13 protein-coding genes and 1 pseudogene are annotated in these 12,793 nt (G+C 70.0%); 3 read left to right on the top strand and 11 right to left on the bottom strand.

Annotation, left to right across the window (positions count from 1 at the left end; all coding sequences use genetic code 11):
• Nucleotides 1-2 precede the first annotated feature (2 nt).
• A complete protein-coding gene (locus ACH47X_RS10285) occupies nt 3-425 on the bottom strand; it encodes a hypothetical protein (protein WP_397403855.1) in 423 nt (140 codons plus the stop codon).
• Between the two features lie 122 nt (nt 426-547).
• Between ACH47X_RS10285 and ACH47X_RS10280 the strand changes: the two genes are divergently transcribed.
• Nucleotides 548-1,438, top strand: a complete 891-nt coding sequence (locus tag ACH47X_RS10280; protein ID WP_397403853.1) for an HNH endonuclease — start codon at nt 548-550, stop codon at nt 1,436-1,438.
• Between the two features lie 218 nt (nt 1,439-1,656).
• Here ACH47X_RS10280 and ACH47X_RS10275 read toward each other — a convergent pair.
• The 3 genes and pseudogenes from ACH47X_RS10275 to ACH47X_RS10265 form a co-directional block, all read right to left on the bottom strand.
• A pseudogene (locus ACH47X_RS10275) lies at nt 1,657-1,896 on the bottom strand (MerR family DNA-binding transcriptional regulator); the annotation flags it as partial.
• Between the two features lie 64 nt (nt 1,897-1,960).
• Complete coding sequence (locus ACH47X_RS10270; protein WP_397403851.1) at nt 1,961-2,443, bottom strand: hypothetical protein; 483 nt, start codon at nt 2,441-2,443, stop codon at nt 1,961-1,963.
• 506 nt (nt 2,444-2,949) lie between these two features.
• Nucleotides 2,950-3,657 carry a hypothetical protein gene (locus ACH47X_RS10265; protein ID WP_397403849.1) on the bottom strand — a complete coding sequence of 236 codons (708 nt, stop codon included), beginning with the start codon at nt 3,655-3,657 and terminating at the stop codon, nt 2,950-2,952.
• Nucleotides 3,658-3,893: 236 nt separating this feature from the next.
• Between ACH47X_RS10265 and ACH47X_RS10260 the strand changes: the two genes are divergently transcribed.
• A complete protein-coding gene (locus tag ACH47X_RS10260) occupies nt 3,894-4,418 on the top strand; it encodes a PDDEXK nuclease domain-containing protein (RefSeq protein WP_397403847.1) in 525 nt (174 codons plus the stop codon).
• A 15-nt stretch (nt 4,419-4,433) separates the two neighbouring features.
• Here ACH47X_RS10260 and ACH47X_RS10255 read toward each other — a convergent pair whose 3' ends face one another.
• The gene (locus ACH47X_RS10255) at nt 4,434-5,096 is read right to left on the bottom strand and encodes a PKD domain-containing protein (protein ID WP_397403845.1); all 663 of its coding nucleotides are present in this window, start codon (nt 5,094-5,096) and stop codon (nt 4,434-4,436) included.
• A 242-nt stretch (nt 5,097-5,338) separates the two neighbouring features.
• Complete coding sequence (locus ACH47X_RS10250; RefSeq protein WP_397403843.1) at nt 5,339-5,926, bottom strand: DUF6318 family protein; 588 nt, start codon at nt 5,924-5,926, stop codon at nt 5,339-5,341.
• A gap of 286 nt (nt 5,927-6,212) precedes the next feature.
• On the opposite strand from ACH47X_RS10250, the gene ACH47X_RS10245 reads away from it, so the two are divergent.
• The gene (locus ACH47X_RS10245) at nt 6,213-6,419 is read left to right on the top strand and encodes a hypothetical protein (protein ID WP_397403841.1); all 207 of its coding nucleotides are present in this window, start codon (nt 6,213-6,215) and stop codon (nt 6,417-6,419) included.
• Between the two features lie 53 nt (nt 6,420-6,472).
• On the opposite strand, the gene ACH47X_RS10240 is transcribed toward ACH47X_RS10245, so the two are convergent.
• The 5 genes from ACH47X_RS10240 to ACH47X_RS10220 form a co-directional block, all read right to left on the bottom strand.
• Nucleotides 6,473-11,161 (bottom strand): LysM peptidoglycan-binding domain-containing protein, encoded by a 4,689-nt coding sequence (locus ACH47X_RS10240; protein WP_397403839.1) that lies wholly within the window; start codon nt 11,159-11,161, stop codon nt 6,473-6,475.
• Nucleotides 11,161-11,553, bottom strand: a complete 393-nt coding sequence (locus tag ACH47X_RS10235; RefSeq protein WP_026366037.1) for a pilus assembly protein TadG-related protein — start codon at nt 11,551-11,553, stop codon at nt 11,161-11,163. The genes ACH47X_RS10240 and ACH47X_RS10235 overlap by 1 nt, the downstream gene beginning before the upstream one ends.
• A gap of 86 nt (nt 11,554-11,639) precedes the next feature.
• Entirely contained in the window at nt 11,640-12,065 is a 426-nt protein-coding gene (locus ACH47X_RS10230; protein WP_020017365.1) for a TadE/TadG family type IV pilus assembly protein, read from the bottom strand.
• Nucleotides 12,062-12,442 (bottom strand): TadE family protein, encoded by a 381-nt coding sequence (locus tag ACH47X_RS10225; RefSeq protein ID WP_036971100.1) that lies wholly within the window; start codon nt 12,440-12,442, stop codon nt 12,062-12,064. Before ACH47X_RS10225 ends, ACH47X_RS10230 begins: the two co-directional genes overlap by 4 nt.
• Nucleotides 12,443-12,453: 11 nt before the next feature.
• Complete coding sequence (locus ACH47X_RS10220) at nt 12,454-12,738, bottom strand: hypothetical protein (RefSeq protein ID WP_036971104.1); 285 nt, start codon at nt 12,736-12,738, stop codon at nt 12,454-12,456.
• Nucleotides 12,739-12,793 lie beyond the last annotated feature (55 nt).

Raw genomic sequence — 12,793 nt, 5'->3', positions numbered from 1 at the left:
CGTCAGTCCTTGGCCTTGGCCCTGGCGGACCGGGACCGCGTCGAGGCGAGCGCCCAGGCGACCAGGACCGGCTGGCCCAGCAGGCGCAGCGCCCGCTTCCGGTCCGTGTCCAGGCCGAACGCATCGCGCCGCTCAACCAGCTGCGCGATGTTCCCGGGGAAGACCGCGACGAAGAACGTGGCGGCCAGTGCGCCCAGCCGCCGTCGGGCGGGCTGCTTCCACGTGGCCACGAGCGCCGTACCAAGGCCGATCTCGACGATCCCTGACCCCACCACCACGGCGTCCGGGTCGGCCGGGAACCAGGTCGGGACCTGGGCCTGGAACTCCTTGCGCGCCTTGGTGAGGTGGCCGATGCCGGCCGTGAGGAGAGCGGCGCCGAGGGCTACCTGGCCGATGCCGCGGAGAACGGAGCTGGTGGATGCCATGTGTCCAGCATGCGGGTTGGGTGGAACGCGGGCACCTGTGGCACGCCCGGCGTTGTGTCGCATCTTCGTCCTCACCCCGGGAATCGCTCCCGCAGAGCGGCGAAATCTGATGGGGTGTGGTCATGGAATCTGTGGTCGAGCGAGCGCTGCGCACGCGCATCATCTCCTGGGTTCAGGAGCGCGCCGAAGCCAACGGTGGGTTTCTCCACCGCACCGAACTCTTGAGCTTCCAGATCGACGACCAGAAGTTACCAATCATCGACTTCTCCCGCGGAATCCGTAACCCGGCCTCCTTCGAGTCGACGCTCTCAATAGTCAGTGCGGTTCACGGCCCGTACGACGACGTCGAAGCCGAGGACGGTCTGCTGCACTACGCATACAGAGAGGGGGACCCGTGGTCAGGGGACAACCGCAAGCTGCGGAACGCACTGGCCACCGGCGTGCCCCTGATCCTCTTTCGCAAGGAGGTGCCAAACATCTACACCCCGGTGGCTCCGGTCTATGTCGTTGAGGACTACCCCGAGGAACGCACGTTCATCATCGCGCTCGATGAGTCGTTCAACTTCGTTCCCGACGTACGGGCAATGGCCGAGCCGCAGCGCGACTACGCACGCCGACTGGCGAAGCAACGCCTGCACCAGCCGGCCTTTCGCACACGTGTGATCGTTGCCTACGAGACACGCTGCACGGTGTGCGAGTTGAAGCACGGTTCCCTGTTGGACGCAGCGCACATCATTCCCGACTCCGACGAGCGTGGAGCCCCGACTGTGACCAACGGGCTCGCGATGTGCAAGATCCACCACGCTGCCTACGACCAGAACATGCTCGGGGTGACGCCCGACTTCGAGGTTCGCATTTCCGACCGATTGCTTGCCGAGATCGACGGGCCGATGCTGAAGCATGGCCTGCAGGAGATGCACGGGAGGCAGATCAGACTGCCCCAGCGGCGCGCTGACCGGCCAGACCGAGAATTCCTCGCGGTGAGATACGAGCGATTCGGCGTCCACGTTTGAGCGGTGTGGGCGCCTGCCACGCCTGTCACCGATCCGCCCCCGCTACGGCCTGCACGTAGTCCCGCGTCCCGCTCCCGCGTCAGCTGCGCGTCGACGGCTTTCCGGTGGTTCTCGAAGGCCACAAGACGCTCCCGCTCCGGTCCCCGGCTAGGAGCGGTGACGTCGCGGACACGCGCGATCGGCACCCCGGTCTCGCGCTGCATCACCGGGCCGACCAGCCGGTCGAGCTCGTCGCGATGAAAGTGCCGGTGACCGTTTCTTCGGCGCGGTGTCGGGTCGAGCAGCAGCTCCTCGCGTTCGTAGTAACGCAGGGTCTGCACGCTCAGCCCGACGACGGCGGCGACGTCACCGATCGACAGCCCTTCATCGGGGACGCTGACGGCGAGCTGCGGGGGTCTGGGAGGGCCGCACGCGATCCGTGGCACAACCCATAGCGCGCTAAAGGTCAAGCTGTTCATGGAGCCGAGAAGGCAGCAGGGGCGGACCCGATCTGGGTCCGCCCCTCGGTCGATCTGATGCGGCTCAGTCCCGCAGCAGCGCCTGAAGCTCGCCGATCCGGATCTGCGAGCTGTTCGGCTGCGACGTAAACGGGATCTCGCCTGCTTGTCCGCCACTGCTCTGCCACTCCACGACCCAGTAGGCCGTTCCCGTGAGGGTCAGGTTGCCCGGGCTGGAGTTGAGGTCAGCTCCGAAACCGCAGGTGGGCGACGGCTCGTCGCTGTTGCGGCCGTCGTAGGGCGTGCCCGGTGCGTTGGCTCCGTCGCACGAGATGGCGCCCACGGTGGTGCCGTTCGCTGCGGTCAGGGTCCACTCGACCCGGTCGAGCGTGCCGGTGGCCGTGACAGTCAGTCCGCCGCCGCCCGCGGTGCGGGTGATCGGACCGGTTGTGTTCTCGGCGCGATTGGCGATCCACAACCAGATGGGCAGGCCGATGGTGCCGACGGGATTCTGGTTGGCCGTCGATGCCGGCGGGGTGGAACCGATCTGGCCCATGCTGAGGTTCATCGCGGCTACTGCTCGTCGAGCGAGTTCTTCGGCGGAGGGGCCGGCGGGAGCCGCGGGGCTGGCGGACCAGTAATAGGAATGACCTTCGCAGTTCTCAAGGTTGCCGCCCGCCTCTGCACATGCAGGCGGGGTGCACTCAAGCACAGTTCCGTCGCCGGGCTCGTGGCCCTCCCATGCCGGGTCCCCGGCAGGAGGCTGCGGGCTTGCATTCCGCACATAGCAATCGCCGTCCCATGCACCGTACTCGTTGCTACACGGGACTACTTCGCCCAGGTCGCGGCAGACTCGCGGACCGCCGCCGCCACCAGTGTCTCCTCCGTCGTCGCCACCACCGTCATCACCACCACCTCCGCCTTCACACGGAATAACTACCCCGTCGGGAAGTGTCGTAGGAGTGCATTCGTCTGCCGTTGCTATCGGTGCTGGCGCCACACCAACGAGCACGGCGGCCAGCATCGCGATTGACGCAACCAGGGCTCTTCCAACCCACCGATTCAGCCGCAAGGTCAGCATGCCTGCTCCGGGTGTGGCGTCTGCTGGTTAACTGTCCAATAGCTCTTCGGCCCTTGGTGGCGCATCACATAATCAAATTGGTATCTGGTAGGAGCGCCAGCAGCACGAGGAATTTCGTCACCGGCTCGCGAGAAGTTCTGCACGTCACCAAAGTCAACGCATGCCTTGAGATGCACCTCCTCGTTGCCGACGTCCGAGTCCTTATACTGCGTTACGTTCATTGACTCAACCGAGGCTGCGCCAGTCGTGTAGTCGCCAGAGGAAGCCGACTCCGTATAGGCAGCCCTGAGCGAGGACCTCAGTGCCGGATGCCCCCAGAAAGGCCTCAACTGCGTGTCCCAGTCCTTGTAGCCGTTGTTTGCGACCTGGGCAGTCGTCTCGTAGTACTTTTCCAGACGCGCTTTCGCGTCGGCGATGTTCTGGGCCTTGATCTGCTCCGGCGTGGTCGGCGAGGGGGACGGCTGCGCCGACGGAGCGGAGGGGGACGAGCTCGCGGGAGCCGACGCCGAGGGGGCCGATGATCCCGGGCCCGGGATTGCACCCTGGACCGTCTCCGGCTCGAGCACTCCCGACCGCACGACCGCGAATGCGGCCACCGCTATGACTGCGACTCCGATGAGGACGGCGATGGTGCGCTTGGGCGTGATGGCGGACGAGACCATCGGCGACTCCCTCAACTTCGGGCAGAACTCAGTGAACACGGCCGTAGCCAAGGGTGCGCTACATCCGTCTTCCCGGCAAGGCGCCTCCGTGATAATTCACAACATCTCGCCAACGCAGGGCAAGACTTAACCATGTAGACGCCACGCCCTGTCAGGCCTCCATGGCCACTCCTCGCGATTCGTTGCGTATACGCAACTCGGGTGGCGGATGTTGTAATCCCTCTACAGGCTTGGGTCATGACCTATCAGACGCACACCCAGGGGACCAGCGAACGATGAACATGTTCCGGCGCACCGAATCCGGACCTGAGGGGTTCGAGGACGTCATCGACGAAATCACCGAGTCCCTCCGCCGCACCTTCACCGGCATCGTGGTGGACCATCTCGAGGAAGAGCTCGCCGTGCCGGCGCGCAACATCTGCGTGGCCGACCGGCACATGGGCCTGATGGAGGACGAGCGCGACTACACGGTCGACCTGCTCCTCTTCCACGTGACCCAGCTGCGCTACATCGCGGTCCAGGTACACGTCGGGCGCTTCAATCCGGCGCTGATCGGCCGCACCCGGTACACGGTCGCGCTGGTGGACGATCTCCTTCGCCTACCGGATACCCACAGCCCTAGTGTCGGGATCCTGCTCTGCACCGACGCACCGGCCGACCACATGGCGGGACCCGTTGCCGTCGCCCTCTACGACGACTTGTCCGCCGAGGAAGCGGCGGAGCTCCCGCTTCCGCTCGAGCTCACCGCACTCATCGACAGCTGCTTCGAAGCCACGGCCGCGAAACACGCGACCACTTGAGCCCCAGTTACCGGTTCACTCACCGTACAAGTCCTCCACCAGGCGGGCTCGCGCCTCCAGGATCTCCAGACTGTCCGACACCGACGCCGTCGTCGCCTCACCCGGCACATCACGCCATGTGGGCTCCCCGGCCAGCCGGAACTGGCCGCCCCATGTGGTGGTGAGCGAGATGGTCGCCGCGCCCGGCTTCGCATAGGCGTGCGCGATCGTGTGCTCGGGATACGGCGCACCCGGTTCGGTTGTGTGGAACGGCGATGTCCCGTCACCGAAGTCCCAGGAATAGCTGCTCGGCACTGCCCGGATCTCTACCGGGATGCCGAACAGTTCGGTGCTGACTGTTCGTGGTTCCCGATCGGTGAAGGCGATGGTGTCAACGTTGACGAGCGTCCAGCCGTCGGGCGGCTGCACGATCACCTCCGACGGCGCGATCGGCATCTCCTGGAAGGCCCTAGCGGCAGCGGCAGGAAGGTCAATCTGGCGGCGTTGTTCGGCCAGGCAGGACTCGTCCTCCACGAGTTCCGCGCTCGACCAGCCACCTGATTGCCTGCGCTGCTCGAAGAGGGCGCCGACGGCCTGCTCGTCGTCCTCGCACTCAATGCCCTCGTAGGCCAGCTGATGACCTTCGTCACAGGACTCGGCAAGGACGGTCGCACCGCCGAGATCGCGGAGGTAGCACATGGCGGGAGTGACCCGCCATTGGCGCACGGGCGCAAGGGCTTCATACCCGGGTGCGCGCTGCCCCACACTAGGGCTGGACCCATCCGCTGGCTGCGGCTTGCGCACAGCATCGATCGAGACCGTCTGCCCTTGAGCAGTCCCACCAAACTGCTCGTATGGATCATCCGCAACGGCAGACGGAGGGTTGAAACCCCCGAGCCCAACCATTCCCGCGACCAGGCAAATCCGGGTGAGCAAGCGCTTCACTGCGCTGGCCTCGCTGCGATCTCGGCAACGACCCAATCGCCATCTCTCAGACCGAGTTCGACTCGGTACGTCGCCCGCTCATTCTTGCCCTCGAAGACCGTCGCGCCCGTGGAGTCCGTGATCCGCGCAGCGGCTTGTTCCACCTCGAAATCGAGTGGGTAGATACCCGTGATTTCGTCTCGCTCGTAGGTTTCGCGCAGATCGGTCTTGATCTCGCCACCGGTCCACGTCTCATTGCGCGATCGGAGTTTCTCAGCCTGCTTGAGCGCGTCCTCGCAGAACCCGCAAGCCCGATGCGACATCGCCTTGAACTCCTCGACATCCCCCGTAGCCATCACATACGGGTAGAGCTCGATGAAGTACTTCGCCGCAGCGGCAGCCCCCTCCGCGTCCTCCCGGTTCATCGCCTCCGGGCGCTCCGGCTTGGGCGGAACCGTCGGAGACGGGCTCGCGGACACCACCGGAGTCGGGTCATCAGCCGAGGACGGCGACGCCTCGGATTCCCCCGGCGACCCAGTGCACGCCGACAGCACCAAGCCGGCCGTCACGATCAGCCCGATCGCGCGCATGATCCTGCCGCTCATCCCCGCACCCCGCCCCCTCGGACCACGCCGTTGCGTATCCGCAACGGCCGAGAAAGACGCTAGCCGGGCACCCGCGATCCGGAAAGTGGGCCCTGTGGATAACTTTGAGGAGACGGGCCACTTCGGTATCGAGATACAGCGCGATAGGCGGATTTTTCGCCTCGGATCCACGTCATAACATGTCGGGGAGTGTGTTCAAGTAGCGGATTACCCAGTTCCTCTACACGCTTGTGGTCATGACACCTCAGCAGAAGCGCCCAACGGCGCGACGTCCGGCGAGCCCGGCGTGAACAGGTACACGGTGGTCGCGTATCGCGGCGAGCAACGCTGGACCCTGCGCGCGGTCGGCGTCCCCGGCGCCGTCGTGCACGCTGTCCTCCTGGACGACGCAGAGGCCGCCATCCGCGCCCTCCTGGCGCAGCTCACCGGCGAGGGCGCCGAGAGCTTCGCGATCGATCTGGCGCCGATCCCTGGCCCGGGCGGGTTCGACTGAGCGCACGTGGTCGCGGCCGGCAGACACTGCCAGGAACCACGTGCGCCGCAGCCTCAGCCCCCCGCGCGCTCCCGGCGGCGGTCCTGCTCGTCCACCTGGGCCAACAGCTCCTCGGTGTCCGGCTCGGGGTCCATCGCGAGCTGCTCCAGGTGATCGCGCAGCCGGTCCACCAGCCGTCCCACCGCGTCGCGCCGACCGGAGGCGATCTCTGCGCGGATCCCGTTGCGCCACGACCGCTCGTCCACCGGGTCGGCGAGCCGTCCCACCTGGGATGCGTGCCGCGCTGTCGCCACGTCGCCCGCCAGAAGCGCGCGACGCGCCACCTCGTGGGACACGTCCACCACGCCCGACGAGATGGTGTGCATGAGCTGCTCGGCCCACGCGTACTTGCGCAGCGGCACGCCCTCGAACGGCTTGCCTCGCACCATGTCGAGCGCGGCGAGCAGGTCCGGCGTCGGTGTCTGCGTGAGGTCCGGGCCGACCAGGTCGCAGAACTTGTGCCAGTCGGTTGCGACACCGCGCAGGCGGTAGCCGGCCGACTCGAGGTCCGCCTGGCCACCGTCGTCGGCGGACCAGTAGCGGGGCAGGTACTCGAAGCCGTTCTCGTCGGTACCCAGCCAGCGCCGCGCACGCGAGACCGCGGACCGCCGCGTCGCCAGATTGGGCTCACGCGACGGCCACAGCGCCTTGGAGATGTCCGAACCGCGCGAGCCCGGGTTGAACGCCAGGAAGGCGATCAGCTCCGTGGCCTGCCGCTGGTGCGTGGAGGGCAGCTCCACGCCCGTGGCCCCGGCGAGCTCCACGTCACCGAGTACGCGCACGATCGGCGGCTCGACGGCGGCGGGCTCCTCGGCCGGTGCAGGTTCGGCGGCCCCGGAAGCGGGCCCCCCGACGACGGGCGTCCCCAGCGGCGGCGTCGCCACGCTGACCGCGGCCCGTGCCCACGGCGAGAAGCTCTCTGGCTGCGCACCGTGCGTCGTCGTGCCGCCCACCGTGCCCACGGCAAAGTTCGGCGACGGAGCGAGGCTCGCCGCCTCGCCGACGGCGACGTCGGAATCCGCGACACCAGCGCGGACAGCTTCCACGGGGATCTCCTCGAGCGTCGGTTCGGTGCGGTCGATCGAACGGCTCCACTCGGGGCCGGGTGCGGTCTCGGGTTCGGCCAGGAGAGCCAGCGCCTGGGCGTAGGTCGCGGCGTCGAGCTGCTGCGGGCGCACCGCGATGTAGGCGGGCATGAGGATGCCGCGGGTGGTGTCGCCGTTGGTGAGGTCACCGGTCAGGTCGAGCACCCAGTCCCCCACCTCCGCACTGGACGTCACCGCGGCGATCCCGACGCCGGGCACACGCTCGACGAGGGTCTCCAGCCTGGCCCGGTCGGTCAGGCCGAGCCGCTCGCCGACCAGCAGGATCTCGGGAGTCCAGGCATCGGTCGCCAGCCCACGACCCCGCGCCTCAGCCACGGAAGCGGCTCCGACCTGCGCAAGCGTACGGTCGACGTCGGCTGCGCGCGCCTCGAGCTCGCGCAGGATCTCCGCGAGACCGGCGACGTGCCGCACGCGGCCCGTGTCGACGACGCCGGGCAGCTCGCCGAGCGTGCCCACAACGGTGACCTGCAGGTCGTCCGCCCACAGGCTCGTGGCCAGCTCGACCGCGAGCGCCGCGAGCGTGGCCTGGGCGGCCGCGTCGGTGCCACGGATGTCGAGGCATGCGAGGTTCTCGAGGTCGAGCATGAGGTGCGCGTCCTCGTCGTCGTGACCGACGGTGACGAGGGCCGGGTACGGCGCCTCGCCGTCCTCGGGTCCGGCGGGCCGCGTCGACCCGACCTGGGCGGCCGCATCGGCGTCACCCGCCGCGAGCTGCCAGATGAACCGGTCGGTGGTGCTGGCCCAGGGTTCGGGCAGCTCGGAGGCGCGGTCGAGGTACAGCTCGACGAACTCGTTGCTCTTCAGTCGTGCGATGCGGACGCCGGGCAGCGGCAGTCCGCGTTCGCGGTGCCACACCGCGAGGCTCCGCAGTGCGCGGTCCACCTGGTCTCGCCCGAACGGGTCCTCGACGGCGTGCAGGTCGCGTTCGAGCACGCCCGCCGGTGTCTCCGGGTCGGGCAGGACGACGGTCTCTCCCGGCTCGCGGCCCTTGCGCGTCCGGCGCCGCTTGACGGCGACCAGTGCGAGCAGGCCCGCGGCGAGCAGTCCGCCGACGCCGGCCGCGGTCCGAACGCCCACGGACTCCTCGATGTCGTCGGCCAGGTCGGACACGACATCGGTCGCCGAGTCCAGGAGCGACCCGCCCCCGGCTGCCACGGTGGCCGTCGCCGTTGGCCCGGAGGCCATCGCCTCGGACCCCGACTCCGCGCGCCCCGCGGCCTCGGCCTCGGTCGGCGCCGGTGCCTCGTCGGACGCCGCCACGGGCGGGGACGACTCGACGGCGACCTCGGGAGCGGTCTGCTCCACGACGGGCTCGTCACCGGCGATCTCCTCGGGGCGCAAGTCGTCCGCGCCGCTACCGGCGGCGTCGGCACCCGCGCCTCCGACGGACGTCGGCTCGACCTCGGTCTCGGGGTAGAGCTCGGTGGGCTCCTCGATCACGCCCTCCAGGCCGTTGCCCGTCACGGTGTCCTCGGACGCCGGATCGCTGCCCCAGGTCGTGCCGCTCCCGGACGACGTCTCCTCGGCAGCCGGCTCCTCCGCAGCCGCCTTCTCGTCTGCCGACTTCTCATCGGCAGACCTCTCGTCGCTCCGCCGCTCGGCGGGCTCCTGCGGCATGAGCTCGTCAGCGATCAGCCCGCTGCCGGGCACCGTCTCGTCGAGCGAGGAACCTCGCGGCGCCGACTGGTCCTGCTCCAGGTCGGGGTCGTTCTGGAGGTCCTCGGGCGTCACCTCGTCGTACTGGGGCCCGGTCGGCTCCTGCGGTGCGGGCGCCGGCTCCGGGACGAGGTTTCCCTCGGCGGTCTGCTCGGGCCTCGGCTCCTTGTCGCCGGAGCCCGACCCGGCATCGGAACCGGCGCCCGGGCGACCGATCCCGGCGGTACCGGTCGCGGCGTCGGCCGGGTCCGGTGTGTCCGCGCCTTCCCGACCGGCACCGTCGCGACCGGCGTCCTCCCGCGCGTCGTCGCCACGGGCCGATGCCTCCTTCGGGGCGGCGTTCCGCGCGGCACGGTTCGGCTCGTCGCCGGCCGGGGCCTGCCCCGCCGGCTGCTCCCGCGCCGGCTGCTCACCCGCGGGCTGCTCGTCGGTCGGCGCCTGCTCCTCGACGACGTCGTTCCCGGCCCCACCGGGCTCCTTGATGTCCTCGGGCTCGACGGCGCCCTCGGGCGTCACCTCGGCCGACGGCGTCGCCGGCTCGGGCGCGGGCTCCTTGGCAGGTGCGCGCTGGCCGATCCGCGCGGCCCCGGCTGCCTCCACAGCACCGTCGGCAGCACCGCCGTCGGCCGCGGCGTCGTCGCCTTCTGCCCCAGGCGTGGCAGCGTCAGAACCGGCGGCCTCGTCCGACTGCCCGGCCCCGGCCTCCGCGTCACCCGGCTGCTCGGCTTCCGCCCCGGCTCCGCCGCCCTGCTCCGCGCCCGCGTCGGCGGACTCCCCCTCAGACGCCGACTCGTCGGCGCCACCCGGCTTCCCCTGGGCGGCGCCCTCGTCCTTCGCCGCCTCGTCCTTCTCGCCCTCGCCCTGAGCCGACTCCGCACCCGGCACGGTCACGGTCCAGCCCGGGAGAATGAGGTCGGGGTCGGTGAGCCGCGCCCCGCCCGGCTGCTCCGTGGCGCGTGACGCCTCGAACACCTCCGGGTACTTGGTGCCGTCGCCGAGCTCCTCCTCGGCGATCCCCCACAGGGTGTCGCCCGACTCCACGACGACCTCGGCGGCCTCCGACCGGGACTTGGTCACGTCCACGGTCTCGTCCCGGTCGTCGTCGGCCTTCGAGGGACCGAGACCCACGGGCTCGTCGCCGTCGGTCCCGGTCGTGCTCGTCGGGACGACGGCGCCGTCGGCCGCCTCCGCGGGCAGACGCAGCACCCAGCCGGGCTCGATCCAGTTGCCGGCGTCGAGCGCGCTCCCGTCGGCCTGCGGTACGCCGTAGTTCAGGTCGGCGATCTGCTTGAACCGCGCGCCGTCGCCCAGGGTCTGCTCGGCGATCCGCCACAGTGAGTCGCCGGGCTGGACCGTGTAGGTAGGGGCCGCCTCGTCGGCCGCCGCCCTCCGCTCCGCCGCTCCGGTGACGGCATCGGTGGACGCGCCACTGAGCGAGGCCGCCTCCGACGAGACCGGCGCGGTCGCCACGGTCCCGGTCTCGGCCGGCTCGACCGGCACGGGCGCGGCCATCGCGGGCGAGACCGAGGGAGCCGCGACCAGCATCGTGATCACCGCGCCGACCAGCACCGCCGCGGCGCGCTGCTGGGCACCGAGCCCGCGCACGTGCGGCGACCGCCGTCCGCGCAGTGCGGCGACCAGCTCGATGACGACGGCGACCGCGAACGTCAGCCACGCGATCCAGCCGACGATCTTGATCAGGCCGATCAGCACCGAACCCGTGACGTCGGGGCTGCTGAGCAGCGAGACCACACGATCGAGGCTGACCGGGCCCGTCCAGATGGGTCCGCCGAGCAGCCACAGGCCCACCGGGATCCCGACGACGAGCGCCAGCAGCAGCAGCGTCGCGCCCAGCCCCCTCACCACGCGCGCGCCGGTGCCCCGCCGCGGTGCGCCGGGCTCACCGGTCACCGCACGACCCTGGGCTGTCGAGGTGCTCATCAGGATTCCTCCTGTCCGATACCGCGGACCGCCCGCGCCTCGGCATCGGCCGAGACGCTGAGCGAGCTGATTCCGATCAACGTCAGGAACGTCGTCTTGTAGGTGACCTGAGTGCCGACGCTGACGGTGGCGCCGTTGACGGCGGTCACCCCGCCCTGCACTCCCAGCGCGCCGAGCGTGTCGGCGGCAGCCTGTGTCGCGCGCGCGGGATCCACCTCGGGAGGTAGTCCCAGCTGCGCGCGGTCGATCCGGATCTGCTGTGCGGCGGCTCGCGCCGCCTGGTCAGCGGCGTACTCGGCCTCGTCCTCGGCGTGCAGCCGCCCGCCGCCGTCCACCACCAGGCCGATCGCGATGATGAGCGCCGGCACCATGCCGGCCGCGAGGATGTTCACCTCGCCCCGCTGGCGCACCGCTCGCGCTCCCTCCGGCGTCGCCGCCGTCCGCCCACGCCGCAACCACATCCGCCCTGCCCCCTTGGTCATGACCGCCCCCGGTAGGCGTCGAGCACCGACGTCCCCGTCGCACTGATCGTCCGCGATCCGGGCGCGCCCGGCAGCCCGAGATCCCGCAGCGGCACCACGCACTCGACCCGCACGGTGATCGTGCCGACGGTCCCGAGCGGCAGCGCGAACGCGTCCGTGGCCGGCCGAACCGACGTCGACGAGCACCGCACCCCGGAGTTCACCAGCGTGGAGGTCGCCGTCGACGTCGCCTGTATCCCGGCCATGCTCGCCGTGCGGCTGATCGACGCCGCCCGCGCGGCCTCGTTCGCCGCCGACTGCACCACGCCCTCGGCCAGCACCAGCCGGCCGGCCATGATGAGCAGCAGCCCGATCAGGAGCAGCACGGGAAAGATGACGGCCGTGTTGATCGCCACGTTGCCGCGCTCGTCGGCGGCGCTCACGGCCCCACCACCGGCGCCGTGAACCGCTCCACCGGACCGGTCGCCGACTGCTCCACCCGCAACCCGCGGAACCCCGGGACGATCGACGGCGCCAACCCGGTCACCGTCGCGGTGGCCATCTCCTCGCCGCGCGTCACCGAGACGCGGACCGAGGCGAACGCGTCGCCCCCGCGAGCCAGCCGCGAGGCCGCCTCCGCGTAGCCCGAGTCGATGCTGCCACCCTCCACGCGCGCGGCCTGCACGGCCCCGTTGGCCACGGACTGTGCCGTGTTCTGCGCGTGGAAGTAGAGCACCCCCTGCACCATCCCGAAGATCAGCATCAGCACGATCGGGTAGGTGAGGACGGTCTGCAACGAGGCGGCACCGCGCTCATTCATGGACTACATCCCTAGAGCTGCGACATGTAGCGGTCGACGAGGCCCTTGATCGCGGCGCCGAGTGCGATGGCGATGCCGAGGCCCACCACGGACAGGACGACGACCTCGATGGACTCCAGCCCGGCATCGTCCGGCTCGCCCGCACGGTCGGCGAGCCGTCGGCGCAGCTCTGCCGAACGTTCGGCGAATCGCGCGTTCAGGGCGTCGACGCGACCACGCGCCGCGGCCGCGCGCAGCGACGCCCGTGCGGCGGCGCGCGCCGCCACCGTCCGGCCCTGGCTCAGGTGCTGGTTCATGTTGACTCCTGGGGTGATGTCGACTTCAACAAATGGGTAAGACGCGGCTCGTGTG

Source organism: Promicromonospora kroppenstedtii, assembly GCF_044389675.1.
In the GTDB taxonomy this organism is placed as follows: Bacteria; Actinomycetota; Actinomycetes; order Actinomycetales; family Cellulomonadaceae; genus Promicromonospora; species Promicromonospora kroppenstedtii.
Note: the sequence above shows the minus strand (reverse complement) of the source record. Positions and strands in the feature narration are given on the sequence as shown.

Coding starts and splice junctions, on each gene's coding strand:
- ACH47X_RS10285 (WP_397403855.1), bottom strand. CDS start 425: ATGGCATCCACCAGCTCCGTTCTCCGCGGCATCGGCCAGGTAGCCCTC.
- ACH47X_RS10280 (WP_397403853.1), top strand. CDS start 548: ATGGAATCTGTGGTCGAGCGAGCGCTGCGCACGCGCATCATCTCCTGG.
- ACH47X_RS10270 (WP_397403851.1), bottom strand. CDS start 2,443: ATGAACCTCAGCATGGGCCAGATCGGTTCCACCCCGCCGGCATCGACG.
- ACH47X_RS10260 (WP_397403847.1), top strand. CDS start 3,894: ATGAACATGTTCCGGCGCACCGAATCCGGACCTGAGGGGTTCGAGGAC.
- ACH47X_RS10255 (WP_397403845.1), bottom strand. CDS start 5,096: ATGTGCTACCTCCGCGATCTCGGCGGTGCGACCGTCCTTGCCGAGTCC.
- ACH47X_RS10250 (WP_397403843.1), bottom strand. CDS start 5,926: ATGAGCGGCAGGATCATGCGCGCGATCGGGCTGATCGTGACGGCCGGC.
- ACH47X_RS10240 (WP_397403839.1), bottom strand. CDS start 11,161: ATGAGCACCTCGACAGCCCAGGGTCGTGCGGTGACCGGTGAGCCCGGC.
- ACH47X_RS10225 (WP_036971100.1), bottom strand. CDS start 12,442: ATGAATGAGCGCGGTGCCGCCTCGTTGCAGACCGTCCTCACCTACCCG.
- ACH47X_RS10220 (WP_036971104.1), bottom strand. CDS start 12,738: ATGAACCAGCACCTGAGCCAGGGCCGGACGGTGGCGGCGCGCGCCGCC.